Origin of the sequence: Cryobacterium zongtaii (assembly GCF_002909375.1) — a bacterium.
In the GTDB taxonomy this organism is placed as follows: Bacteria; Actinomycetota; Actinomycetes; order Actinomycetales; family Microbacteriaceae; genus Cryobacterium; species Cryobacterium zongtaii.
Genome location: NZ_PPXD01000005.1, coordinates 116,701 through 138,996, shown reverse-complemented (window position 1 = coordinate 138,996; position 22,296 = coordinate 116,701). Strand labels below are relative to the sequence as shown.

The following is a 22,296-nucleotide window of genomic DNA, read 5'->3' as shown; positions in this document are numbered from 1 at the left end:
AGCGCCGCCGGTGTTGACTTGATCCAGGCCAATGCTCGCCGCCATGATGGTGGACGGGCGATCCGCCGAAACACACATGCATGTAATAAGGAGTAGCCAAGAAATGAAGATCGGTATCCTCACCAGCGGCGGAGACTGCCCGGGCCTCAACGCAGTGATTCGGGGTGCCGTCCTCAAGGGAGGACGCGCATACGACTCAGAGTTCGTGGGCATCCGCAACGGCTGGCGCGGGCTGGTACAGGGCGAGTTCATGAAGCTCGACCGGCACAGCGTTCGTGGCCTGTCCCGCCAGGGCGGCACCATCCTGGGTAGCTCGCGCACCAACCCTTACGAGGGCGAGAACGCGGGTCCGGAGAACATCCAGAAGACTATGGACGCCGAGGGTATCGACGCCATCATCGCCATCGGCGGAGAGGGCACCCTCACGGCGGCCCGCCGCCTCACGGATGCCGGTATCAAGATCGTCGGCGTGCCCAAGACCATCGACAACGACCTCGCCGCCACCGACTACTCCTTCGGCTTCAACACCGCTGTCGAGATCGCCACCGAAGCCATCGACCGTCTCCGCACCACCGCTGACTCCCACGGCCGCTGCATGGTCGTCGAGGTCATGGGCCGCCACGTGGGCTGGATCGCCCTGCACTCCGGCATGGCCGGCGGAGCGCACGCCATCCTCATCCCCGAGCAGCCGCAGACCATCGAGCAGATCTGCGAGTGGGTCGAGAGCGTCCGCGACCGCGGGCGCGCGCCGGTCCTCGTGGTTTCCGAAGGATTCCTGCTCGCCGAAATGGGCGAGGCGCACTCGCACAAGGGCCTGGACGCGTTCAACCGTCCGCGCCTCGGCGGCATCAGCGAGCTCATCGCCCCGATGATCGAAGAGCGCACCGGCATCGAAGCACGGGCGACCGTACTCGGCCACACCCAGCGTGGTGGCGCCCCGTCGGCCTACGACCGGGTGCTGGCCACCCGCCTCGGCATGTCAGCGGTCGACGCCGTCATCGAGGGCAAGTGGGGTTCGATGGTTTCCCTCAAGGGCACCGACATCCGTAACGTCAGCATCGCCGACGCCACCATGGACCTCAACCGGGTCACCCAGGAGCGTTACGACGAAGCGGCCGTGCTCTTCGGCTAAACCCGTACTCATGACAGAACTGCCCGGACGACTGAGGTCGGCCGGGCAGTTTCTGTCTGACGAAAAGTCAGGCGGCGGGTGCGAGCTTGGCCTGCACCTGCGCGAGCGACGGGTTCGTCGCGGCCGAGCCATCCGGGAACAGCACTGTCGGCACGGTGCGGTTGCCGCCGTTGAGGCTCATGACGAGCTCTGACGTGCCGTCGACCTCTTCGACGTTCACCTCGGTGTAGCCGATGCCGACCTTGTCGAGCTGGCTCTTCAGGCGCGAGCAGTAGCCGCACCAGGTGGTGGTGAACATCGTGATAGTTCCGGTCTCAGGCACAAAATCCATGGATACAGCGTAACCGAGGATTCTGGGGCCCCGCGGGGCGCTCGCTACGATGACACAATGACCGAACTGCCCCAGGTGTGCGTGTGCTACCTCACCCGCCTCTCCGAGACCGGCGAGCCCCAGGTTCTGCTCGGCCGCAAGAAGAAGGGCCTGGGTCTGGGCAACATCGTCGGGCTCGGCGGCAAGCTCGAACCCGGAGAATCCGCTCTGGATGCCGCGGTGCGGGAGATCGAGGAGGAGTCGGGCCTGACCGTGGGAGCCGACGCGCTCACCCCGATGGGGGTGCTCACCTACCTGTTCCCGCACAAACCCGCCTGGAGCCAGCGGTCGAACGTCTTCGTCACCGACCGGTTCAGCGGCATTCCGCGCGAATCCGACGAGCTGAACCCTGAATGGTTCACGATCGCCCAGTTGCCCGTCGACGAGATGTGGGACGACGCCAAGCACTGGCTGCCCGGTGTGTTGGCCGGACAGCGGGTCGAGGCCACGTTTACCTTCGGTGCGGACCTCGCCACCGTCGTGGCCCGCGACTGACGCCCTGCCACCTGAACTCCGGGTGAACGGCGAATGAACGCACCCTGAATTGACCTGCCCGCCTCCGGCTGTCAGGATCAACGAGGCCCGGTTTCGAGCCAGCCATCTCTCTTGCGTGCCGGTTATGTATGTACCCGACCACGGTTCGGGTAATACAAGGAAAGACGCCGGTGGATTTCACCCTTATCGTCGCGCTGGTCATCGCACTGGCACTCATCTTCGACTTCACCAACGGATTCCACGACACGGCCAACGCCATGGCCACCCCGATCGCTACCGGGGCCATGAAGCCCAAGGTCGCGGTCGGTGTCGCGGCAGTTCTCAACCTCGTCGGAGCGTTCCTGTCCACCGAGGTCGCTAAGACGGTGTCCGGCGGCATCATCAAGGAGGGTGACGGAGGGATCCAGATCAGCCCGGAAATGATCTTCGCCGGACTGATCGGCGCGATCGTCTGGAACCTGATCACCTGGCTGCGCGGCCTGCCGTCCAGTTCAAGTCACGCCCTGTTCGGCGGCCTCATCGGCGCCACCATCATCGGTGTGGGGGCGCAGGCCGTGGCCTTTGACGTCGTCCTGGCCAAGGTGATCCTGCCCGCGCTGATCGCTCCGATCACCGTCGGCATCGTCGCTTACCTCGCCACCCGCCTCGCCTACGCCATCACCCGCCGCGACGCCGGCAAGCCTGATGGCCGCGGCGGCTTCCGCTACGCGCAGATCTTCTCCTCGTCGCTGGTAGCACTCTCGCACGGCACCAACGACGCGCAGAAGACCATGGGCGTCATCACCCTGACCCTCATCGCCGGCGGTTACCAGGCCGTGGGTTCGGGGCCGCAGTTCTGGGTGGTGGCGTGCTGCGCCCTCGCGATCGCGATCGGTACCTACACCGGCGGCTGGCGCATCATCCTCACCATGGGCCGTGGGCTCACCGAGATCAAGCCCGCCCAGGGCTTCGCTGCCGAGACCAGCACCGCCGCGACCATCCTCGCGTCCAGCCACCTCGGCTTCGCTCTCTCCACCACCCAGGTCGCCTCCGGGTCGGTCATCGGCTCCGGCCTGGGCCGACGCGGCTCCACTGTGCGCTGGGGTATGGCCGGCCAGATCGCGCTGGGCTGGCTGCTCACCCTGCCGGCTTCCGCCATCATGGGCGCGTTCGCCGCCGGTCTGGCCCTGCTCGGCCCGATCGGCATCGTGCTCGACGTCGTCATCGGCACGGCCGTGGTCTACGTGCTCTTCCAATGGTCCAAGCGCGACCGGATCTCACACGACAACCTGCACGACATCGATGACGCGGGCCACGTCGTGAAGATCAAGAAAACGCCCCGCAAACCGTCCCGCAAGGACCGACAGAAGGTTGCACTGTGATCGACTGGGCCGCTTTCCTCGTTGTCGCGGCAGCCGCGCTGGTGTCCTCGGCCGTCGTCGTCTCGCTCTACTCGCTGGGCCTGCGCCTGCTCACCACGGCCGGGCGCATCCCGACGGTGGAACCCGCCGAGTTCACCGGCGCGATCACCGTGCTCAGCCCGGCGCGGGCCGCTAAGGACGCCAAACGCGCCCGTAAGGCCCTCAAGGCCAACCCGCTGACCGACATCCAGAAGTCGGTCGCCCAGTACGGCGGCTACCTCTGCTTCGCATTGTGCGGCCTGATCGTGCTCTACGGCGTCTACCTGATCGTCCCCGCGCTGCACCAGTAGCGACCAGCCCCGCGAACCGAGAGAAAAGCCCCGGAAAACCGTTCGGGAAGGTGCTTAGCTCACAGTTCGCGGGCCGGCGGGGGCTAGGCGGTTCGGCGCACCCGGGCCACCCAGGTCATCAGGTGGTAGATCACGATGGCGGCCACGGTGCCCAACGCGATGCCGTTGAACGTGAGGGTGCCGGCGCTGAAGGTGTAGTCGGCGATGCCGATGATCAGGGCGGTGGCGGCGGTGAACTGGTTGACCGGCTTGCTGAAGTCCACCTTGTTGTCGAGCCAGATCTTCACGCCGATGATGCCGATGAGCCCGTACAAGGCCGTCGTGACGCCGCCGAGCACACCCGCCGGGATGGTGCTGATGACGGCGCCGATCTTGGGGGAGAGGCCCAGCAGCACCGCGGTGATGCCGGCCACCCAGTACGCGGCCGTCGAGTAGATCCGGGTGGCGGCCATCACGCCGATGTTCTCGCCGTAGGTGGTGGTGCCGGAGCCGCCGCCGAAACCGGCCAGAACCGTGGCGAGGCCGTCGGCGAGCAGCGCACGGCCGGTGAGCTTGTTGACCGAGCTGTCGGTCATCTGCGCGACACCGCGGATGTGGCCCACGTTCTCGGCGATCAGCACCAGCACCACGGGCAGGAACGCCGGCAGGATCGCCCACACCGCGGGGTTCTCGAACGGGTTCGTCGGCAGGGTCAGCGGCGGCAGGCCGACCCAGGCGGCGTCACCGACGGCGCTGAAGTCGACCTCGCCCTGGATGACCGCGGCGATGTAACCGACGATGACGCCCAGGAAGATCGACAGCCTGCCGAGGATGCCGCGGAACAGCACCGTGGAGAGGATGACGGCGGCGAGGGTGATCAGGGCGGTGAGCGGCGCCAGGGTGAAGTTGGCCTTCGCCACCGGTGCCAGGTTGAAGCCGATCAGCGCGACGATCGCACCGGACACGACCGGCGGCATCAGGGCGTCGATCCAGCCGGCCCCGGTGAACTGCACGATGGCGCCGACCAGTGCCAGCAGCACTCCGACGGCCAGGATGCCGAACAGCGCGCTGCCCATGCCCGCGGTAGCGACGGCGGCGGTGATCGGGGCGATGAACGCGAACGACGACCCGAGGTAGGACGGCAGTTTGTTGCGCGTGATCAGCAGGAACAGGATCGTGCCGATGCCGGAGAAGAGGATGGTGGTGCTCGGCGGGAAACCGGTGATCAACGGGACCAGGAAGGTGGCGCCGAACATCGCGACCACGTGCTGGGCTCCGATGCCGATCGTAATCGGCCAATTCAGGCGTTCGCCGGGGGCCACGACGTCGGTCGGGCCGACGGTCTTGCCGTCGCCGTGCAGGGTCCAGGGCAGTGCCATTGGTGTCTCGTTTCTCTGGGATCCGGCCGCACGCATACCTCGCGCGGCCCTAGCTGAGCGTAGTGCTCCGCCGGCCGGGCCACCGAGTTTGCCCCGGGGTCAGCGGACCGGATTAGGATCACCCCATGACTTCGCATACCGGCGCGCGCGCTCTCGATCCGCTCGAGATCCGGGTGTCCGGCGGGCTGGTGCGCGGCGTCAGCGAGCGCGGAATCCGCGCTTGGCGAGGCATCCCGTATGCGGCTGCTCCGGTGGGCCCTCTGCGTTTCCGCGCCCCCGCCGCGGCTCCGCCCTGGCCGGGCGTGCGCGACGCGACGGAGTTCGGACCGGTCGCCACCCAGAGCCATAAGGGCCAGTTCCTCGGCGCGCACCCGCGCATCCCGCAGAGCGAAGATTGCCTGGCCCTCAACGTGATCGCCCCAGATGCGCCGATCGACGACGGGGCGCTTCGCCCCGTGATGGTGTTCGTGCACGGCGGCGCGTACAGCGTCGGGTCGTCGCGCGAGAATCCCCGCCAGGGTGAGGGACTGGTCCGCCGCGCCGGGATCCTGTACGTGAGCATGAACTACAGGCTGGGCGCGCTCGGCTACCTCGACTTCAGTCGCTACTCCACGCCCGAGCGGCCGTTCGAGAGCAACCTGGGTCTCCGCGACCAGGTCGCGGCGCTTGCCTGGGTGCGCGCCAACATCCGTGCGTTCGGCGGCGACCCGGAGGCGGTGACCCTGTTCGGCGAATCGGCCGGCGGCAATGCGGTGACCACCCTGATGACCGTGCCGGCGGCCGCGGGGCTGTTCCAGCGGGCCATCGCCCAGAGCGCCCCGCCGAACGCCGTGTACCCGCCGGCGCTGACCGCCGAGTGGGCGGCGACATTCGTGCGCATCCTCGCCGAGCAGGCCCCGGCTGCCCCGGCATCGCCGACCGCCGGCGCAGGGCACCAGGCCGAACCGCCGGTGAGTTCGGGCCTGACCGACGCCGAGGCCGTTCGTCTGCTGCTGAACGCCGACCCCGCCCGCCTCGCCCAGGCCACCACCACCCTCACCGTGCGCTCGCCCGACCAGTACCCAGGCACCATCCCGCTCTGCCCGGTCATCGACGGTGATTTCTTGCCCGAACGGCCGCTGGACGCGTTCCGCGACGGCCGGGCGCACCGCATCCCGCTGCTCATCGGCACCAACCAGCGCGAGGGTTCGCTGTTCAGCGGCCGCATCGACATTCTCGCGTCAACGCCGCCGCGCATGCGGGCGGTCTTCGCCAACACCAAGAAGAAGGCCAAGAAGGCCCTCAAAGCGCAGTACCCGGGCATCCCCGCGGCGCGGGCCGCGCTCGACTTCGGCGGCGACTACTCGTTCTGGTATCCGAGTGTGAAGGTGGGCGAGCGGCACTCCAGATACGCCCCGGTGTACTTCTACAGGTTCGACGCCGCGCCCCGGCTGCTGCGTCGGATGGGCCTGGATGCCACGCACGGCCTCGAACTGTTCCCGCTCTTCGACAGGCTGGACGGCTGGTTCGGCCGGGGCATGACGGTGCTCGGCGGCCGGCGGGAGTTCAAGGCCATCGGCGCGCGCATGCAGGGTTGGTGGCTGGGTTTTGCCGGCACGGGCGTTCCGGATGCCGCCTGGCCGCCATATACCGAGGCGGACAGGTTGACGCTGGTCATCGACAGCCGCGACCGGATCGAGGCCGATCCGCAGGCCGAACGGCGGGTCGCCTGGGGCAAATTCGTGCCGCACGTTTAGCCAGCCAGGTTGGGCCGATTATCACGGCCGCGGGACGCGTCGTAGAATAAGGCGTTTGGCACGCCGCCGCACACCGACCGGGAGAGCATCATTTCCGCATCAGAGCACGAGTCCACCGCAGCAGCCCCAACCGCCACGACAGGCACCTCGACCGGAACCCCATTGGCGTCCGGTCCATCCGAGCCCACGGGGCGCGGTACCAAGTCCGTGCTCGACCGGTATTTCGAGATCACTCGCCGCGGCTCCACCTGGAGCCGCGAGGTGCGTGGCGGCCTGGTCACCTTCGTCACGATGGCCTACATCGTCATCCTCAACCCGCTGATCCTCGGCGGCTTCAGTGCCGACCAGGCCGCGGTGGATGTCGCCGGCAACTGGCTGCCCAACGGCCAGGTCGCCGCGGTGACCGCGCTGACGGCCGGGGTGATGACCATCCTGTTCGGTGTCATCGCCCGACTGCCGTTCGGTTTCGCCGCCGGGCTCGGTATCAACTCGTTCCTGGCCGTGAGCGTCGTGGGCCAGGTCACCTGGCCGGAGGCCATGGGCCTGGTCGTCATCAACGGCCTCATCATCGTGCTGCTGGCATCCACGGGCCTGCGCGAAATGATCTTCACCGCCGTGCCCCGTCAGCTCAAGATCGCCATCACCGTGGGGATCGGCCTCTTCATCGCCTTCATCGGCCTGGTCGACTCCGGTTTTGTGCGCTCCAGTGGCGTCGCTTCCCCGCCCGTGCAGCTGGGCGAGTCCGGTTCGGTCGCCAGCCTGCCCACCGCGGTGTTCGTGATCGGGCTTTTGCTGATCGGTGTGCTTGGGGCCCGCAAGGTCAAGGGGGCCTTGCTCATCGGTATCGTCGGCACCACGGTGCTCGCCGTGATCCTGGAGGCCATCTTCAAGGTCGGTCCTTCGCTCGGTACCAACCCGGCCGGTTGGAACCTCAACGCCCCGGTGCTGCCGACCAGCTTCGTCGCACTGCCCGATCTGTCCCTCGTGGGCGAGGTGAGCTTCGGCGCGTTCGAGCGCATCGGTGTTCTTGCGGCAGTGATGTTGGTCTTCACGCTGGTCTTCACGAACTTCTTCGACGCCATGGGCACCATGACCGGGCTCTCCAACGAGGCCGGTGTCGCCGACAAGGACGGCAACTTCCCCCGGCTCAAGTCGGCGCTGATCGTCGAGGGCGTCGGTGCCGTCGTCGGTGGCGCCACCTCATCCTCGTCGAACACTGTCTTCATCGAGTCCGGCGCCGGAATCGGTGAGGGCGCCCGAACGGGCTTCGCGAACGTCGTCACCGGGCTCTTGTTCCTGGCCGCAATGTTCTTCACCCCGCTCACCCAGATCGTTCCGCTCGAGGTGGCCGCAGCGGCCCTCGTGATCGTGGGCGCCATGATGGTGTCGCAGATCCGGTTTATCGACTTCAGCGACTTCTCCATCGTGCTGCCGGTGTTCCTCACCATCATCGTGATGCCGCTGAGTTACTCGATCGCCAACGGCATCGGCGCCGGCTTCATCAGCTGGGTCATCGTGCGCTCGCTCTCCGGCAAGGCGCGTGAGATCAGCCCGCTGCTCTGGGTCGTCGCGGTCGGCTTCCTGGTCTTCTTCGTGCGCGGTCCCGTCGAGGTCCTGTTCGGCGTCTAACGGATGCGCGCCGCCCGCCACCGCGACTGGCCGGCTGTGACATGACAGTTGAGGCCTCCTGGATGCGTTCCAGGGGGCCTCAACTGGCTTCTGGTGCGTGCGCCGTGCGAGGGTGCGCTACTCCAGTAAGCCGCGTGGCTCCGCTGAAGGCTACGACGCCATGGAACACGACGTCTTTCCCGAGGAGCCCGCCGCCGCGTAACTTGTGGGGTCGCACCTGCGTTTTCTTGCACAGACCCTGCCCGGAGACGACGGTTCCCTGCGTAACGCAGGCGAAACGTGCGGCTCCGGTGCCGGGCCGGGGCCTCGCGATAGAGTGGGTCGGTCATGAGCCACAAGCTCTTCACCGACGGCAATGGAGCCCACGTGCACCCCACCAGCAGCATGTCCGCAAGAACCGAAACGACGAACGCCGAATTGACTATAGAAGACACGACCAGCCCACAGGATCTCAGCGCCGACGTCCCCGCCGTCACCCCCGGCTTCCGCATCGAGCGCGACTCGCTCGGCCGCGTCGAGGTCCCCGCGGACGCCTACTGGGGTGTGCACACCAAGCGGGCGCTGGAGAACTTTCCCATCGCCAAGCGTCCGATCTCGGTCTACCCCGACTTCGTCGTGGCCCTCGCCTCGGTGAAGCAGGCCTGCGCCCGCGCGAACGCCGAGGTGGGTGCGCTCTCCCAAAAGCGGGCCGACTGGATCGACGCCGCCTGCCAGGAGATCATCGAGGGCAAGCACCACGACCAGTTCGTGGTGGGAGTCATGCAGGGCGGCGCCGGCACCTCCACCAACATGAACGCCAACGAGGTCATCTGCAACCTCGCGCTGGAAAACGCGGGCTACGGGCGCGGCCGCTACGACATTCTCAGCCCGATCGACCACGTCAACCGCAGCCAGTCCACCAACGACACCTATCCCACCGCGATCAAGATCGCCCTGGCGTTCTTCCTCAAGCACCTGCTCCGCGAACTGAAAGCGCTGCAGGGCTCCTTCTCGGTCAAGGCCGACGAGTTCGAGCAGATCCTCAAGGTGGGGCGCACCCAGATGCAGGACGCGGTGCCGATGACCCTCGGCCAGGAGTTCCACGGCTTCGCCACCACCCTCGGCGAGGATTACGACAGGCTCACCGAGACGATCTGGCTTCTCGCCGAGGTCAACCTGGGCGCCACCGCGATCGGCACCGGCATCACGGCCGATCCCGGGTACGCGGCCGCGGCCATCCGCCACCTCAATCTGATCACCGGGCTCAAGCTGGAGGCGGCGCCGGACCTGATCGAGTCGACCAGCGATGCCGGCAGCTTCATGTCGTTCAGCGGCAACCTCAAGCGCAGCGCCATCAAGCTCTCCAAGATCTGCAATGACCTGCGCCTGCTCTCCTCCGGCCCGCAGGCCGGGTTCGGCGAGATCAACCTGCCGCCCCGCCAGGCCGGGTCGAGCATCATGCCCGGCAAGGTCAACCCGGTCATCCCCGAGGTCGTCAACCAGGTGGCCTTCGCCGTCGCCGGGGCGGATGTGACGGTGACGATGGCCGCAGAGGGCGGGCAGCTGCAGCTCAACGCTTTCGAACCCGTCATCGCGCACTACCTGTTCCAGAGCCTCACCTGGATGACCCAGGCGATGTGGACCCTGCGGGTGAACTGCATCGACGGCATCACCGCCAACGAGGACCGGCTCGCCGCCATGGTCGGCTCGAGTGTCGGCGTGATCACCGCGCTCATCCCGCACATCGGCTACGCGGCCGCCGCGGCGCTCGCTCAGACGGCGCTGCTCACCGGGCGCAACGTGTCCGACCTGGTGGTCGAGGCCAACCTGATGACCAGGGAAGACGTGATGCGCGAGCTCGAACCGGCCCGGTTGTCCGGGATGCGGCCCGACACCGGAACTTCCTCGATCCCCATCATCGAGTAGGCCCGCCGAGGAAAGGCGGGCGGCGCTACTCTGGTGCCGTGTCCCTGCGTGTGAGGCAACCGCTCCACAGGAACGAGCCGATCCGGCCCGATCGACTCGCGATGCTCGACGCCGCCCTGCCCGACCTCGACTGGACGATCCTGCCGCCGGGCACCGAGCGGTTCAGGTTCCACGCGCCCAGCGGCCGGCTGGCCGCCATCGGGCTGGGCCGGCGGGGCGACCCGCGGGTGCTTCTCGTGCCGGGGGCCACCGGGTCGAAGGAGGACTTCGTGCTTCTTGCGCCGCTGATCGCCGACGCCGGCTACAGGGTGGAGAGCTTCGACCTCGCCGGCCAGTACGAGTCCGCGGCGGCCGGGCCGGTGCAGGGCCGGCGTTTCGATTACGACCTCTTCGTTGCCGACCTGGTCGCGGTGCTGGAATCGGGGGAGAGGCCGGTGCACGTGCTCGGCTACTCGTTCGCCGGCCTCGTCGCCGAGCTGGCCCTGGCGCGGCGGCCGGAGCTGTTCGCCTCGCTGGTGTTGCTGACCACGCCGCCGGGGCCCGGCCAGACCTTTCGCGGCGTGCGCTGGCTCGGCTCGATCAGCGGCCTGGTGCCCGCGCACACCATCGCGTCCCTGATGATCTGGGGCATCGTCACCAACCGCAACCACACCCGGCCCGGCCGTCTCGACCTGGCGCGCAGGCGGTTCGGTTACACCCGGCGCGCCAGCCTCGACCAGATCATGGCTCTGATGAAGCACACCCCCGATGTGCGCAGGGAACTGGCCCGCAGCCGGGTGCCCAAGCTCATCGCCGTGGGCGACCGCGACCTGTGGAAGGTGGCGCAGCACCGGCGCTTCGCCCACCGGATCGGCGCGGACCTGCGCGTCTACCCGGCCGGGCACAGCCCCTGCGAGACCACCCCGCACCAGCTGGCCCGCGACCTGCTCGCTCTCTACGCGAGCGGTCGCTGACGGCAGGATTCCTGGTTGTGAGTTGCCGCAAAACGACCTGTCAGAGCGCGCGAAGCGGTCTTTTGCGGCGACTCGCCGCGCGCCGGCGGATGCGCCAGGGCGAGTAGTCCGGCCAGCCCGAGAAGAGAGTGCGGCCGGCCCACGCCACCCGGCGGCCGAGCCCGCGCGGGGTCTCGAACGGGCGGGCGGAGATCGCTACTCTGAGGGAGCGGTCGAGAGTGACCGGTTCGTCGGGGCCCAGGTGCATGCTGAAGTCGAGGTCGTCGTGCACATCGTTGCGGGTGCGGCGAACCCTGTCGCGGTTGGCGGCCCAGACCTGTCGGCGCATCGCGAAATTCGATCCGAACAGCGGCGGGTGGCCCAGCCAGAACCCCATCCAGCGAAAGTAGCCGCCGATGTAGATCCGGCCACCCAACCAGGCTGTGACGGGGCCGCAGTTGTAGAAGTCGCCGGGACCGGTGTACACGGCGGTGTCGGGATGGGTCGTGAATCGGGCCTCGATCCGCTCCAGCCAGTCCACCGGGGGCACCGAGTCGGAGTCGAGCCGGGCGATCACGTCGCCGGTGGCCGCGTCGTAGCCGGCCGCGGTGGCCGGCCAGATTCCCCGCAGCGGTTCGCGGACCAGGCGCACACCGGCGGCGATGGCCACGGCGGCCGTCGCATCCGTGCTGGCGTTGTCGACCACAATGATCTCATCGGCCGGCCGGCGCTGCTGAGACAGTGCGCGCAGACAGGTGCGCAGGAAGTCGGCGTCGTTGTAGACCGGGACGACCACCGAGATGGTGACCGGTGGCCGGCCAGGCTCAGATTTCACGGCAGTGGGTCGTGAGGAGCCCGATCCGGTCGATGGAGACGGTGACGGTCGAGCCGTCCTTGAGGAATACCTGCGGCTTGCGGCTGTAGCCGGCGCCGCCAGGACTGCCGGTGGAGATCAGCGTGCCGGGCAGCAGCGTGGACGTCAGCGACAGGTAGGCGATGATCTCGGCAACCGTGCGCACCATGTCGCCGCTGGAGGCGTCCTGCAGGATGCGCCCGTCGACGTGGGTGGTCAGCCAGAGGTTCTGCGGGTCGGCGATCTCGTCTGCGGTGACCACCAACGGGCCGGTGGGGGTGAACCCGTCGAACGACTTGCACCTGGACCACTGCGCCTCGGAAAACTGCAGGTCGCGGGCGGTGATGTCGTTCACGACGGTGTACCCGAAGACGTAGTCGAGGGCGTCGCGAACCGACACGTTGCGGGCGGGCCGGCCGATGATCACGCCGAGTTCGGCCTCGTAGTCGACCTGGCCGGTGAGGTCGCTCGGCCAAGAGATGATCGACTCGTGGCCGGTGAGCGAGTTCGGCCACAACGAGAACACCGTCGCGGCGGTCTCGCTGCGCAGCTTGAGCTCGGAGGAGTGGGCCGCGTAGTTGGCGCCGATCGCGATGATCTGCGGGGGGCGCAACACCGCAGACGAGTGCCGCAGATCGTCGATGGGGGTGAGGCTGGCACCGTGGGTCAGCGCGTTCGCGGTGAGCGCCCGCACCCTGTCGTATTCCGGGGCGCCCTTCTCGAGGAGGTCCTGGAGGTCGCGCGGGGCGTCATCGATCACCTCGTCGAGGAAGAGTGCCGCGTCGTCCACCACGATGGCTAGACGAGGGGTGGATTGGCCTTCAACTCTGAGATGCGCAAACTTCACTTCTTCAGCGTAACCGGCCAGAACCGTTCTTGCCGTGAACTGCCGGCCCGGCCGGTCGTGGGGCTCCTGCCGCCCGCCAGAGGTGCATGCCGGCGTAACTGCGCCATGGCGCCCAGACGCTGCCGTGGGCGGCGAGGTCTCTGGCCGTTGCGGGCAGGCCGAGCCGATCGGCGCCCTGGCGCAGGGCGAGGTCGCTGGTGAGCAGGATGTCGGGGCTGCCGAGAACCCGCATGGCCACGTACCCGGCAGTCCACGGTCCGATGCCGGGCAGGGCGGTCAGCCGGGCCTGCAGATCGTCGCGGGTTTCCCCGACGTCGAGCACGAGGTCGCCGGCGGCCAACGCTGCGGCGACGCGGATGATCGTGTCGATGCGGGCCGCAGGGCCGCGCAGCACCTCGCGGCCATGTTCGGCGATGCGGGCGGCTGTGGGGAAGAGCAGCTGTGGGGCGGCGGTGGCGGTGGTGGTGTCTGTGTCTGTGTCTGGGTCGGTGGCGGTGGCGCCGGGCACCGGCTCGCCGAGGGCCGCACTGAGCCGGCCGAGGGCGGTGCGGGCGGCGGCCACAGACACCTGCTGGCCCAGCAGGGCCCGGAACAGGGTCTCCTCGGGGTCGAGGCTGCCCGGCACCCGGATGCCGGGGGTGCCGTGCACGGAGCCGGCCAGGGCCGGGTCGTCGGCCAGGGCGCGATCGATGGCCTGAGCATCCGCGTCGAGGTCGCACAGGCGGCGTACCCGGCTCACGAGAGGAGCGAGGTCGGCGAGGCTGCTCAGCCGGGCGGTGCAGGCGATCGCGGGCGCGTCGAGGGTGCCCGCGACGGCCAGCTGCAGGGTGGCCCAGCCGTGCGGGAGCCGTAGGGTGCGTTCGTACCCGGCGGAGGTGGACCGTTCGACACCGTCGATGGCCCGCACACCCAGGAAGCCGAGCAGGCCCGTGCCGTCGAACGGTGCACGGGCGGGCAGCAGCAGGCTGATCCTCGTGCCGGTGCCGGTGCCGGTGCCGGTGCCGGTGCCGGTTTCGGTGTCCCGGTCGCGGCTGCCGGCCCGCACCCGGGCGCCGGCCCGCAGGGCCGACGGTGTGCGCTCGTACACCGCGGCGATGGTGTCGTTGAACTGCCGCACGCTGCCGAAACCGGCGGCGAATGCGATGTCGGTGACCGGCAGGTCGGTGCTCATGAGCAGCACGCGAGCGGTCTGCGCGCGGTGGGCGCGAGCCAGCGCCAGAGGGCCGGCGCCGACCTCGGCGACCAGCACCCTGGTGAGGTGTCGCGGGGTGTAGCCGAGCCGGTTTGCCAGTCCGGGCACGCCCTCTCGTTCAACGGTGCCGTCGCCGATCAGCCGCATCGCCCTGGCGGCCAGGTCGTCACGGATGTTCCACGCCGGCGACCCCGGCACGGCATCGGGCAGGCAGCGTTTGCACGCCCGCAGTCCCGCCTCATGAGCCGCAGCAGCAGTGAGGTAGAACGACACATTGCCGGGCTTGGGGGTCACGGCCGGGCAGCTCGGTCGGCAGTAGATGCCCGTGGAGTGCACGCCGGTGATGAACTGGCCGTCGAAGCGGGCGTCGCGGGAGGACATGGCCCGGTATCGTTCGGCGAAGACCGGGTCGTCGGGGGAGCTGGGCGCTGGTGTCACCCCCCAAGACTGACACGCGCACCGCACGACCGGTAGCGGGAATCAGACATCGCCGTTCAGGGCCATCGCTCGGGCGGAATCTGCCCGGTTCGAACCGGTCCGGTCCCCGTAAACTGGCGGGCATGACCCTCGACCCGACCGGCCGACCGCTCGCCGTGCCCCAGCAGGACACCCCCATCCAGACGCCGGTGTGGAGTTCGCCGGTGCGGCGCACAAACCTGAGCACTGTCGTATGGGCGAGCATCGGCATCGTGGTCGCCGCGCTCGCGCTGTTGCTGGTCCTGGTCTACCTCTCGACCTTCCTCGGTCCGGGCGCGGTGCTGGTCTGTCTGCTGCTGGCGCTGGTGCCGCTCACCCTGGTGGTGCTGGCGGTGCGTTGGATCGACCGGTGGGAGCCGGAACCCCGGCCGGCGCTCTGGTTTGCCTTCCTCTGGGGCGCCGGCGTCTCTATCGTGACGGCGCTGGTGTTCGACCTCGGTGTGCAGATCGTCGTCGCGACCAGCGGCGTGGCCCGACCGGCGGGCGACTTCACGGCCGCCGTCATTCAGGCGCCGCTCGTGGAGGAGTCGGCGAAGGGATTCGGCATCCTGCTGCTGTTCTGGGTGATCCGCGGCCAGTTCAACGGTCCGATCGACGGAGTCGTCTACGCGGCCATGATCGCCGCCGGCTTCGCGTTCTCGGAGAACATCCAGTACTTCGGTGTGGCGATGCTCGACGGCGGGATCGCCGACCTCGGCGTGACCTTCCTGTTGCGCGGGGTGATCTCCCCGTTCGCGCACGTGCTGTTCACGGCCTGCACCGGCCTGGCCATCGGCTTCGCCGCCCGGCGTGCGAGCGGTTCAAGTTACCTCGGCGCCGTGTTCATCGGCCTGGCCGCTGCGGTTCTGCTGCACGCGGTGTGGAACGGGGCGTTCTTTCTACTCACCGACGACGCATCCCTGGTGGGCTACTACTTCCTCGTACAGGTGCCGATGTTCCTCGGCGCGATCCTGGTCGTGGTCATGCTGCGGCGCAAGGAGGAGGCGCTGATGGTGCAACGGCTCAGCGACTATGCCGCCGTGGGCTGGTTCACCCCGGCCGAGGTGGCGATGCTGGCGACTCCCCGCGGCCGACGCCAGGCACGGGCATGGGCACACGGCCAGCCGCAGGCGCGTCGCCTCGCGATGAACCGCTTCATCACGGATGCCACCCGGCTGGCATCGGTGCGGCAACGACTGGTCAGCGCCCAGCTGCGCCCCTCCCGTCGCAGCGGCGCAGCGGCACGGCCGGGAAGTACCCCCGACCAGGTCGAGGAGGCCCGGCTGCTGGGCCTGCTGATGGACGACCGAGCCCAGGTCATCGGCTGACGTGCCGCCCGGTTACACGGGCCCACGAGAAAACTCGCCGCCCGGTGGTGTGGCACTGCCGACAACTCTCCCGGTGCGGCGAGTTTCTATGCACTAAGACTGCACCTGGCCACGGCGTTCGCGCAAGGGGGAATTTCCAGGTGTGCGTCCGGAGCCGGAATCCGATTGGATGGTCTCATGACTGATTTGAACTCCAAGCCCGAACTCGACTTCCCGGAGGGCCCCGCGCCCGAACAGCTCGACATCGTCGACATCGTGGTAGGTGACGGGGCCGAGGCCACCGCCGGCGCCACCGTCGACGTGCACTACCTCGGCGTCGAATACGACACCGGCGAAGAATTCGACTCGTCCTGGAACCGCGGCCAGTCGATCAACTTCCCGCTGGGCTCCCTCATCGCCGGCTGGCAGCAGGGTATCCCCGGAATGAAGGTGGGCGGCCGTCGCAAGCTCACCGTGCCGCCGCACCTGGCCTACGGCCCGGCCGGATCCGGTCACCGGCTGTCCGGCAAGACCCTGATCTTCGTGATCGACCTGAACGGCGTCAGCTAGACCGTTCGATCCGCACCCGCCTGATGGGTGAGTGGTGGCCCCGGAGAATGCTGACGGCGCTCCGGGGCACCCCGAAATATGTGGCACGCAGGCGCACCTGCGTGCCAATCTTCTGTGCCTGACGGCCTGGTGTGAGTGCGAAAAACGCCCTCGCGCTCGACGGTATCCCGCGCCGATAATGGGACATGATCTCAATCGACTGTGCCCGTGCCCTGCAGCAGGCCGGATTGTCCTGGCATCCGGTATCCGGTGACTCGTTCCGCATCGAACGACCGGGCTTCGACTCCGAGGTCTTCACGGTCAGCGAGATGACCATCGAGGCGCACGAGTTCGACACCGGCACCATCCTCGGTTTCAACGGCACGACGGAGTGGGCGCTGGATTCGCTCGCGCTCGAGGATGCCCTGTGGCTGCCGAGGGAAGACCAGATGCGTGCGCTCCTGCGCGGCACGTTTCGCTCCCTGCACAGGCTCAGCGACGACCGGTACCGGGTAAGCGTGCACGTGCGCGGCGTCGACGAGGTGTTCGAGGCGGCCACCGCGGCGGATGCCTACGGCACTGCGGTGCTGATGCTCATCGGGCTCTCTGGCGAGGGCCGGGTCGCTCCGGCGGCGGCCAGCGACTAACGGCTAGTACCGCTCCGGTTCCGGTTCCAGGGCGAACCGGCGCCCGCTCAGCTCGGTCGGGGTGATCTCAACCCAGATGTACTTGAGTGTGGGCACCAGCGGACGGAGCGGGAGCGCGTTGGCGGCTTCGATCTCGGCCTGGGTGTCGAGGACTCGGGCGAGACCCTTCACGACAACGCTCCACGCGTCGCCGCGCCCGATGGCGTCGGTCTCAAGAGCCACCTTGTTGTTCACGGTGAGGGCGAGAAGCTTGGTTCCCTCGGCCGTGCGGAACAGAAGCCGTTTGTCGGCCACGACGAAGTTGAGTGGAAAGATCTCGATGTCATCCGCGACAGCGGCGGCGAGACGGCCGAAGCTTGAGGACAGCAACAACTCCCAGCACTCGTCCTCGCTGAGAATGCGAACGGGATCAAGGTCGTTGTTGTCCATACCTCATAGTCCCACTTTGCGGTCCACTCGGCGAGTATGCCGAGCGGACCGCGGCGTGTTGCCCTACAGCTGGGTGGAACGGCGACGCACCAGCATCACGGTGAGGAGGATTCCACCGATCAGCAGCGCTCCGGCCGCAATGAGGAACACCGGCAGGGCATCCGTACCGGTCTCAGCCAGTTCGGTGCCGGTCTCGGCCAGGTCCGTGCCATAACCGGCGCCGCCGCCACCACCGCCGGCGATGGGGATCAAGGGGTTCGCCGACGGTGTGGGAGTCTGTCCTGCCTCGACGGCCGGCGGGGTTGCCGAGGGGGTGACGGCCGGCGGGGTAGCCGAGGGGGTGACGGCCGGCGGGGTAGCCGAGGGGGTGACCGCCGGCGGGGTTGCTGAGGGGGTGGGAGACGGGGTGGGTGTGACGGTTCCGGCAGGCAGGATCCGGTGTGTGAGGGAGGCGGTGCAGGTCAGCGTGGAGCCGCCGCCGTTCACTGAATCGTTGCACTGACGGATGGTCACCGGCAGCGCCGCGCTGACCGTCGACGAATCGACCGTGCAGGTGACGCGGCGGGCGGCCCCGCCGCCGTTGACGGACGCATTGCACTGGGTGATGGCGGCCGAGGTGGTGGAGGACACCGGAGTGCAGTTGAGCGTGGGTTCGGGTCCTTCGGCTCCTGAACCGTTGCACTGATTCACGGTCGCGGGAGAGGTTGTGGCATCGCCGACGATGACGTTCTCCACCGACACGTTGCAGGTGGCGATCGACCCGCCGCCGTTGGCGGAGTTGTTGCACTGGTCGACGACGGTGGTGGCCGTGGGGAAGCTCACTGGGATGGTGGTGCACACCAGTTCGCCGACCGCGCCTTCACAAGTGCGCACGGTGATGTCCGATCGGGACAGGCCCGTGTCGAGGTCGAGGTAGTTCGTGATGGTGACGTCACAGGCGATCTCGTTGCCGCCGCCGTCCTGGATGTAGTTGCACTGGTTGACCGTGCCGGGCACCGGAGCCGCGGAGGCGGGTGCCTGCGTGGTTCCGAGGATCGCGGCGGTGGCAACCACCAGGCCGAACGTGACGGCGAGGCCACGCCGCAGGAGGGCGCCAGGTCGTCCAGCGGCCGTCCGTGCATCGGCGGTGCCGCCGACGTCAGGAAGTGATGATGCAGACGAATGTGCCGTTGCCATGATGGCCCCCCTTGATGGGGCCCCGTGACCCCCTTTCGAGTCACGTTATCAGTATCGCCGGGCGTGCGTTATTACAGGGTGCTAACGACACGATGTTCGGTGGTCTGCGTCAGCGTTCGCTCGCCGCGCGCACCCTGTCGATCAGGTCTTTCCAGGCGCCGTGCACCTGCGGTTCGGCGAGCACCACCTCGTGCGGGGCACACCGGATGCGGTACACATAACGGTCCGGCATCGGTGCGCTGTCCTCGGCCTCGTCCCAGGGCAGTTCCTCGAGGAAACGCATCCACGCGGCAGCATCCGGTTGCTCGTCAACCTGCACGTCCCAGGTGACCCGGAGCCCAGCGATGCCTCCGCTGCGTGAGACGACGACCTTCATGGCCCCATGGTACGTCCGGCCGGGGCCACGATCGGGGATGTCGGCATGATCGAAGGCGGCTTGCCAGCGAACGCTGAACCGTCGCTGCCGCGTCAGGAGGCCGCTCGCAGCGGATCGACGACCACACCCACTCCGGTCCATCCCGCCAGAACCGCGTCGTGCTCGGCGGAGCCCGCGCCATAGCGGGTGATCGCGGCCGTCGCCGTCGCCGTCGCGAAAGCGGCGAAGTCGGCGTTCACGGTGAGGGTGGGGCCGGTGAGCGTGTCGTACCAGATCTGCCCCGGCGCCTCCCACGCGTTGCCGCCGAGGGCCTCGGCGACCAGATAGAACGCCCGGTTCGGGATGCCCGAATTGAGGTGCACTCCGCCGTAATCTTCTTCGGTGTCGATGTAGCCGTCCATCGAGGCCGGCTGCGGATCGGTGCCGAGAACATCGTCGTCATAGGCGGTGCCCGGAGCCTTCATCGAACGCAGCGCCTGGCCCTGCACCTGCTCGGTGAAGAGCCCTGCGCCGATCAACCAGCTCGCCGACCGGGTGTCCTGGCCGGCTGCGAACTGCTCCACGAGGGCGCCGAAGACATCCGACACCGATTCGTTGAGCGCACCGGACTGGCCCTGGTAGGCGAGGTTGGCGCTGTACTGGGTGACACCGTGGGTGAGCTCGTGCGCGATCACGCTCAACGAGATCGTGAACCTGTTGAAGACCTCGCCGTCGCCATCGCCGAACACCATCCGTTCGCCGTCCCAGAAGGCGTTGTCATAGTCCCGTCCGTAGTGCACCGTGGCGTCCAGCGGAAGGCCGCGCCCGTCGATGGAGTCGCGCTGGTACTGGCTCCAATAGAGGCCATGAGTGTCGCCGAGGCCGGTGTATGCCTCGTTGACCGCCACGTCGGCGACCGGGGGCTGACCTTCGGTGCGCACGGTGCGGCCGGGCAGCCGCTGCAGCTGGCCGGCGTCGCTGATGGTGCGGGTGCTGACGCCCGGTACGGCCTCGACGGGTAGCGCGGGCAGCGCGCTGGTGCGGCGCTCGAAGCGCAGGCTGCGGATGGGGTCGTCGACGCGCAACGATCGCCGGGCGGCCTCGGCCGCGGCCTCGAAGCGCGGGTCCTCGACCGCGGCCAGGTGCTCGAGGAGGTAGGGCGGCACGACGCCGCACCGAAACGGCGGGGCGGATCGGCCATGGCCGTGCGGACGGCCGGGGAACGGGACGGGGCTCTGAGTCTGGTCTGTGCCTGTCATGCGGTGAGTCTGGCAGCACCGTCCGACATCGCACCCCTCTCATGCGACGACAGGGAGACCGGTTCTCATATTGCCGACCAGCCGCCGTCCGACGCCAGGACGATGCCGGTCACGTTGGCCGAGTCCGGGCTGGCGAGCCAGGTGATGGTGGCGGCGAGTTGCTCCGAGGTGGCCACCGGAGGCAACACGTGCTGGAACACCGGGCCGAGCACCGACCCGGCCAGGGGAGACCGCATCGGAGCCTCGATGTTCGTCTGCACCCCGCCTGGCGCGACCGCGTTGCAGCGGATGCCCTGGGCCGAGTACATCACGGAGGTGTTGCGGGTCAGACCGATCACGGCGTGTTTGGACGCCGTGTAGGCGACCCCGGCCGCGCCGCCGCGGAGGCCGGCCTCGGACGTGACGTTGACGATCGACCCGCCGCCGCCGGCCACCATGATCGGCAGCGCCCCGCGGATCAGGCGCATCATGCCGGTCACGTTGATGCCGAAGACCCGCTCCCAGGTGGCGTCGTCGACCTCGGCGATCGGGAGGAAGCCGTCCATGACACCGGCGACGTTGGCGACGACGTCGATGCGGCCGTTCGCCGCGGCGACCAGCCGTGTGGTGGTGTCCTGGTGGCTGATGTCGCCGTCGACGGTCACGATGTCGAGGTCGCCGAACTGGTCGAGGAGCTCCTGCAGACGGGCGGGAACCACGTCGCCGGCAATCACCCTGGCGCCCTCCCGAGCCAGTCGCACGGCTGTCGCTTTTCCGATCCCGGAGCCGGCTCCGGTGACGATGGCGGTCTGGCCGGCGAACCGGCCCGGGGTCACAATCGGGTCCATCGGGGTGCTCCTTTGCAGATCTTCCTCGAGTGCGGCGCGGCGCCGACGCACCAGTCATAGCACCGTCTGGTCGCCCCGGCGCGGGGCAGGCGGATGCGGGGGCTCCGGCCGCCCGGCTGCCCGGTCGGTTTGTAGACTGCCGGTATGCGCCACGGAATCGTCATCCTGCCCCAGTTCGACTGGCCCGAGGCCCGCCGGAAATGGCAGGGCGCCGAGCGGTACGGTTTCGATCACGCCTGGACCTACGACCACCTGTCCTGGCGCAGCCTCGCCGATCAGCCGTGGCAGGCCACCATCCCCACCCTGGCGGCCGCGGCGGCGGTCACCGACCGGATCCGGTTGGGCACCTTCGTCGCCTCACCGAACTTTCGGCATCCGGTGCCGTTCGCCAAGGAGGTCGCCACGGTCGACGACATCTCCGGCGGGCGGATGCTGCTCGGGCTGGGATCGGGCGGAACTGGCTTCGACGCCTTCGTGCTCGGGCAACCGACATACACCCCGCGTCAGCGGCACGAGAGGTTCGCCGAGTTCGTCACCGACCTCGACCTGCTGCTGCGCCACGAGAAGCCGGGAGCGGGCGGTTTCGACTTCGCGGGCGACTGGTTCACCGCGGTGCACGCCCGTATGGTGGGCCGGCCGGCGCAGCAGCCTCGGGTTCCGTTCGTGATCGCCGCCAACGGGCCGAAGGGCCTCAAGCTCGTCGCCGAACACGGTGCGGGCTGGGTGACCACGGGCGCCGACGGTGCCGTGGGCGAGGAATGGTGGAGCGCAGTGGCGGCGCTGGTCCACCGGCTGGAAGACACCCTCGCCGCGGCGGACCGGGCGCCGGGCTCTCTGGACCGCTACCTCTCGCTCGACAGCGGCGGGGCGTACTCGCTGCAGAGTGTCGGTGCCTTCGATGACGCCGTCGGCCGGGCCGGCGAGCTCGGCTTCACCGACGTGATCAGTCACTGGCCCCGGCCCGACGGCATCTACGCCGGCTCGGAGTCGGTCCTCGACGAGGTCGCCGCCCGCCTCACCTAGCTGCAGCTGACATACCCCACTCGCCACCCCCTCGCAGCGGGGAGTGCCCGCCGAGTTGCCGCACTACGCCGCTTCGGGGCGGGCGAAGGGGCACTTTGGCGCACGTCGGCGCAGCACGTTTCGTCGAAT

22 protein-coding genes are annotated in these 22,296 nt (G+C 68.6%); 12 read left to right on the top strand and 10 right to left on the bottom strand.

The features are described from left to right. Positions 1 to 103 precede the first annotated feature (103 nt). On the top strand, positions 104 to 1,132 hold the full coding sequence (locus tag C3B61_RS02885; protein WP_088455648.1) for a 6-phosphofructokinase: 1,029 nt from the start codon (positions 104 to 106) through the stop codon (positions 1,130 to 1,132). Between the two features lie 67 nt (positions 1,133 to 1,199). Here the strand turns inward: C3B61_RS02885 and C3B61_RS02880 are convergent, their stop codons facing one another. After that, positions 1,200 to 1,463: a mycoredoxin gene (locus tag C3B61_RS02880; RefSeq protein WP_088455649.1), complete on the bottom strand. Its 264-nt coding sequence runs from the start codon at positions 1,461 to 1,463 to the stop codon at positions 1,200 to 1,202. Between the two features lie 57 nt (positions 1,464 to 1,520). On the opposite strand from C3B61_RS02880, the gene C3B61_RS02875 reads away from it, so the two are divergent. The 3 genes from C3B61_RS02875 to C3B61_RS02865 all read left to right on the top strand — a co-directional run bounded on the left by C3B61_RS02875 (position 1,521) and on the right by C3B61_RS02865 (position 3,687). Continuing rightward, positions 1,521 to 1,997, top strand: a complete 477-nt coding sequence (locus C3B61_RS02875) for an 8-oxo-dGTP diphosphatase (protein WP_103459479.1) — start codon at positions 1,521 to 1,523, stop codon at positions 1,995 to 1,997. A gap of 170 nt (positions 1,998 to 2,167) precedes the next feature. Then, complete coding sequence (locus C3B61_RS02870; protein WP_103431228.1) at positions 2,168 to 3,358, top strand: inorganic phosphate transporter; 1,191 nt, start codon at positions 2,168 to 2,170, stop codon at positions 3,356 to 3,358. Further along, positions 3,355 to 3,687, top strand: a complete 333-nt coding sequence (locus C3B61_RS02865) for a peptidase (protein ID WP_103459478.1) — start codon at positions 3,355 to 3,357, stop codon at positions 3,685 to 3,687. The genes C3B61_RS02870 and C3B61_RS02865 overlap by 4 nt, the downstream gene beginning before the upstream one ends. A gap of 83 nt (positions 3,688 to 3,770) precedes the next feature. Here C3B61_RS02865 and C3B61_RS02860 read toward each other — a convergent pair whose 3' ends face one another. Next, on the bottom strand, positions 3,771 to 5,045 hold the full coding sequence (locus C3B61_RS02860; protein WP_088455653.1) for a uracil-xanthine permease family protein: 1,275 nt from the start codon (positions 5,043 to 5,045) through the stop codon (positions 3,771 to 3,773). 125 nt (positions 5,046 to 5,170) lie between these two features. On the opposite strand from C3B61_RS02860, the gene C3B61_RS02855 reads away from it, so the two are divergent. The 4 genes from C3B61_RS02855 (at position 5,171) to C3B61_RS02840 (ending at position 11,268) form a co-directional block, all read left to right on the top strand. Next, positions 5,171 to 6,781 carry a carboxylesterase/lipase family protein gene (locus C3B61_RS02855; RefSeq protein ID WP_103459477.1) on the top strand — a complete coding sequence of 537 codons (1,611 nt, stop codon included), beginning with the start codon at positions 5,171 to 5,173 and terminating at the stop codon, positions 6,779 to 6,781. A gap of 162 nt (positions 6,782 to 6,943) precedes the next feature. Next, a complete protein-coding gene (locus C3B61_RS02850; protein WP_244285814.1) occupies positions 6,944 to 8,410 on the top strand; it encodes an NCS2 family permease in 1,467 nt (488 codons plus the stop codon). Positions 8,411 to 8,794: 384 nt separating this feature from the next. Beyond that, positions 8,795 to 10,315 (top strand): aspartate ammonia-lyase, encoded by a 1,521-nt coding sequence (locus C3B61_RS02845; protein WP_103459645.1) that lies wholly within the window; start codon positions 8,795 to 8,797, stop codon positions 10,313 to 10,315. A 101-nt stretch (positions 10,316 to 10,416) separates the two neighbouring features. Continuing rightward, on the top strand, positions 10,417 to 11,268 hold the full coding sequence (locus C3B61_RS02840) for an alpha/beta fold hydrolase (RefSeq protein WP_103459475.1): 852 nt from the start codon (positions 10,417 to 10,419) through the stop codon (positions 11,266 to 11,268). Between the two features lie 40 nt (positions 11,269 to 11,308). On the opposite strand, the gene C3B61_RS02835 is transcribed toward C3B61_RS02840, so the two are convergent. Genes C3B61_RS02835 through C3B61_RS02825 form a run of 3 tightly spaced genes read right to left on the bottom strand, consistent with a single transcriptional unit; the run spans position 11,309 to position 14,577 of the window. Next, positions 11,309 to 12,082, bottom strand: coding sequence for a glycosyltransferase family 2 protein (locus tag C3B61_RS02835; protein ID WP_103459474.1), 774 nt, complete (start codon positions 12,080 to 12,082; stop codon positions 11,309 to 11,311). After that, a complete protein-coding gene (locus C3B61_RS02830) occupies positions 12,072 to 12,947 on the bottom strand; it encodes a fumarylacetoacetate hydrolase family protein (RefSeq protein ID WP_088455658.1) in 876 nt (291 codons plus the stop codon). The genes C3B61_RS02835 and C3B61_RS02830 overlap by 11 nt, the downstream gene beginning before the upstream one ends. Before the next feature lie 4 nt (positions 12,948 to 12,951). After that, complete coding sequence (locus tag C3B61_RS02825) at positions 12,952 to 14,577, bottom strand: DNA-3-methyladenine glycosylase 2 family protein (RefSeq protein WP_279628272.1); 1,626 nt, start codon at positions 14,575 to 14,577, stop codon at positions 12,952 to 12,954. A gap of 122 nt (positions 14,578 to 14,699) precedes the next feature. On the opposite strand from C3B61_RS02825, the gene C3B61_RS02820 reads away from it, so the two are divergent. The 3 genes from C3B61_RS02820 (at position 14,700) to C3B61_RS02810 (ending at position 17,098) form a co-directional block, all read left to right on the top strand. Beyond that, the gene (locus C3B61_RS02820; RefSeq protein ID WP_103459472.1) at positions 14,700 to 15,923 is read left to right on the top strand and encodes a PrsW family intramembrane metalloprotease; all 1,224 of its coding nucleotides are present in this window, start codon (positions 14,700 to 14,702) and stop codon (positions 15,921 to 15,923) included. 177 nt (positions 15,924 to 16,100) lie between these two features. After that, complete coding sequence (locus tag C3B61_RS02815) at positions 16,101 to 16,472, top strand: FKBP-type peptidyl-prolyl cis-trans isomerase (RefSeq protein WP_103431237.1); 372 nt, start codon at positions 16,101 to 16,103, stop codon at positions 16,470 to 16,472. Between the two features lie 185 nt (positions 16,473 to 16,657). Further along, positions 16,658 to 17,098 (top strand): hypothetical protein, encoded by a 441-nt coding sequence (locus C3B61_RS02810; protein ID WP_088455662.1) that lies wholly within the window; start codon positions 16,658 to 16,660, stop codon positions 17,096 to 17,098. A gap of 3 nt (positions 17,099 to 17,101) precedes the next feature. Here the strand turns inward: C3B61_RS02810 and C3B61_RS02805 are convergent, their stop codons facing one another. The 5 genes from C3B61_RS02805 to C3B61_RS02785 form a co-directional block, all read right to left on the bottom strand. Beyond that, entirely contained in the window at positions 17,102 to 17,527 is a 426-nt protein-coding gene (locus tag C3B61_RS02805; RefSeq protein ID WP_103459471.1) for a pyridoxamine 5'-phosphate oxidase family protein, read from the bottom strand. Between the two features lie 63 nt (positions 17,528 to 17,590). Beyond that, entirely contained in the window at positions 17,591 to 18,703 is a 1,113-nt protein-coding gene (locus tag C3B61_RS02800; RefSeq protein ID WP_103459470.1) for a hypothetical protein, read from the bottom strand. A gap of 109 nt (positions 18,704 to 18,812) precedes the next feature. Continuing rightward, positions 18,813 to 19,079: a protealysin inhibitor emfourin gene (locus C3B61_RS02795; protein WP_103459469.1), complete on the bottom strand. Its 267-nt coding sequence runs from the start codon at positions 19,077 to 19,079 to the stop codon at positions 18,813 to 18,815. Between the two features lie 92 nt (positions 19,080 to 19,171). Beyond that, positions 19,172 to 20,317, bottom strand: coding sequence for a M4 family metallopeptidase (locus C3B61_RS02790; RefSeq protein ID WP_103459468.1), 1,146 nt, complete (start codon positions 20,315 to 20,317; stop codon positions 19,172 to 19,174). Between the two features lie 65 nt (positions 20,318 to 20,382). Next, positions 20,383 to 21,144: an SDR family NAD(P)-dependent oxidoreductase gene (locus tag C3B61_RS02785; protein WP_103431243.1), complete on the bottom strand. Its 762-nt coding sequence runs from the start codon at positions 21,142 to 21,144 to the stop codon at positions 20,383 to 20,385. Positions 21,145 to 21,288: 144 nt separating this feature from the next. On the opposite strand from C3B61_RS02785, the gene C3B61_RS02780 reads away from it, so the two are divergent. After that, complete coding sequence (locus C3B61_RS02780) at positions 21,289 to 22,167, top strand: LLM class flavin-dependent oxidoreductase (protein WP_103459467.1); 879 nt, start codon at positions 21,289 to 21,291, stop codon at positions 22,165 to 22,167. Positions 22,168 to 22,296 lie beyond the last annotated feature (129 nt).

What these genes read in the sequence shown, in the direction of transcription:
- C3B61_RS02885 (WP_088455648.1), top strand. Translation starts at nt 104, where the DNA reads ATGAAGATCGGTATCCTCACCAGCGGCGGAGACTGCCCGGGCCTCAAC.
- C3B61_RS02880 (WP_088455649.1), bottom strand. Translation starts at nt 1,463, where the DNA reads ATGGATTTTGTGCCTGAGACCGGAACTATCACGATGTTCACCACCACC.
- C3B61_RS02875 (WP_103459479.1), top strand. Translation starts at nt 1,521, where the DNA reads ATGACCGAACTGCCCCAGGTGTGCGTGTGCTACCTCACCCGCCTCTCC.
- C3B61_RS02860 (WP_088455653.1), bottom strand. Translation starts at nt 5,045, where the DNA reads ATGGCACTGCCCTGGACCCTGCACGGCGACGGCAAGACCGTCGGCCCG.
- C3B61_RS02855 (WP_103459477.1), top strand. Translation starts at nt 5,171, where the DNA reads ATGACTTCGCATACCGGCGCGCGCGCTCTCGATCCGCTCGAGATCCGG.
- C3B61_RS02845 (WP_103459645.1), top strand. Translation starts at nt 8,795, where the DNA reads ATGTCCGCAAGAACCGAAACGACGAACGCCGAATTGACTATAGAAGAC.
- C3B61_RS02840 (WP_103459475.1), top strand. Translation starts at nt 10,417, where the DNA reads ATGCTCGACGCCGCCCTGCCCGACCTCGACTGGACGATCCTGCCGCCG.
- C3B61_RS02820 (WP_103459472.1), top strand. Translation starts at nt 14,700, where the DNA reads ATGACCCTCGACCCGACCGGCCGACCGCTCGCCGTGCCCCAGCAGGAC.
- C3B61_RS02815 (WP_103431237.1), top strand. Translation starts at nt 16,101, where the DNA reads ATGACTGATTTGAACTCCAAGCCCGAACTCGACTTCCCGGAGGGCCCC.
- C3B61_RS02810 (WP_088455662.1), top strand. Translation starts at nt 16,658, where the DNA reads ATGATCTCAATCGACTGTGCCCGTGCCCTGCAGCAGGCCGGATTGTCC.
- C3B61_RS02805 (WP_103459471.1), bottom strand. Translation starts at nt 17,527, where the DNA reads ATGGACAACAACGACCTTGATCCCGTTCGCATTCTCAGCGAGGACGAG.
- C3B61_RS02800 (WP_103459470.1), bottom strand. Translation starts at nt 18,703, where the DNA reads ATGGCAACGGCACATTCGTCTGCATCATCACTTCCTGACGTCGGCGGC.
- C3B61_RS02795 (WP_103459469.1), bottom strand. Translation starts at nt 19,079, where the DNA reads ATGAAGGTCGTCGTCTCACGCAGCGGAGGCATCGCTGGGCTCCGGGTC.
- C3B61_RS02790 (WP_103459468.1), bottom strand. Translation starts at nt 20,317, where the DNA reads ATGACAGGCACAGACCAGACTCAGAGCCCCGTCCCGTTCCCCGGCCGT.
- C3B61_RS02785 (WP_103431243.1), bottom strand. Translation starts at nt 21,144, where the DNA reads ATGGACCCGATTGTGACCCCGGGCCGGTTCGCCGGCCAGACCGCCATC.
- C3B61_RS02780 (WP_103459467.1), top strand. Translation starts at nt 21,289, where the DNA reads ATGCGCCACGGAATCGTCATCCTGCCCCAGTTCGACTGGCCCGAGGCC.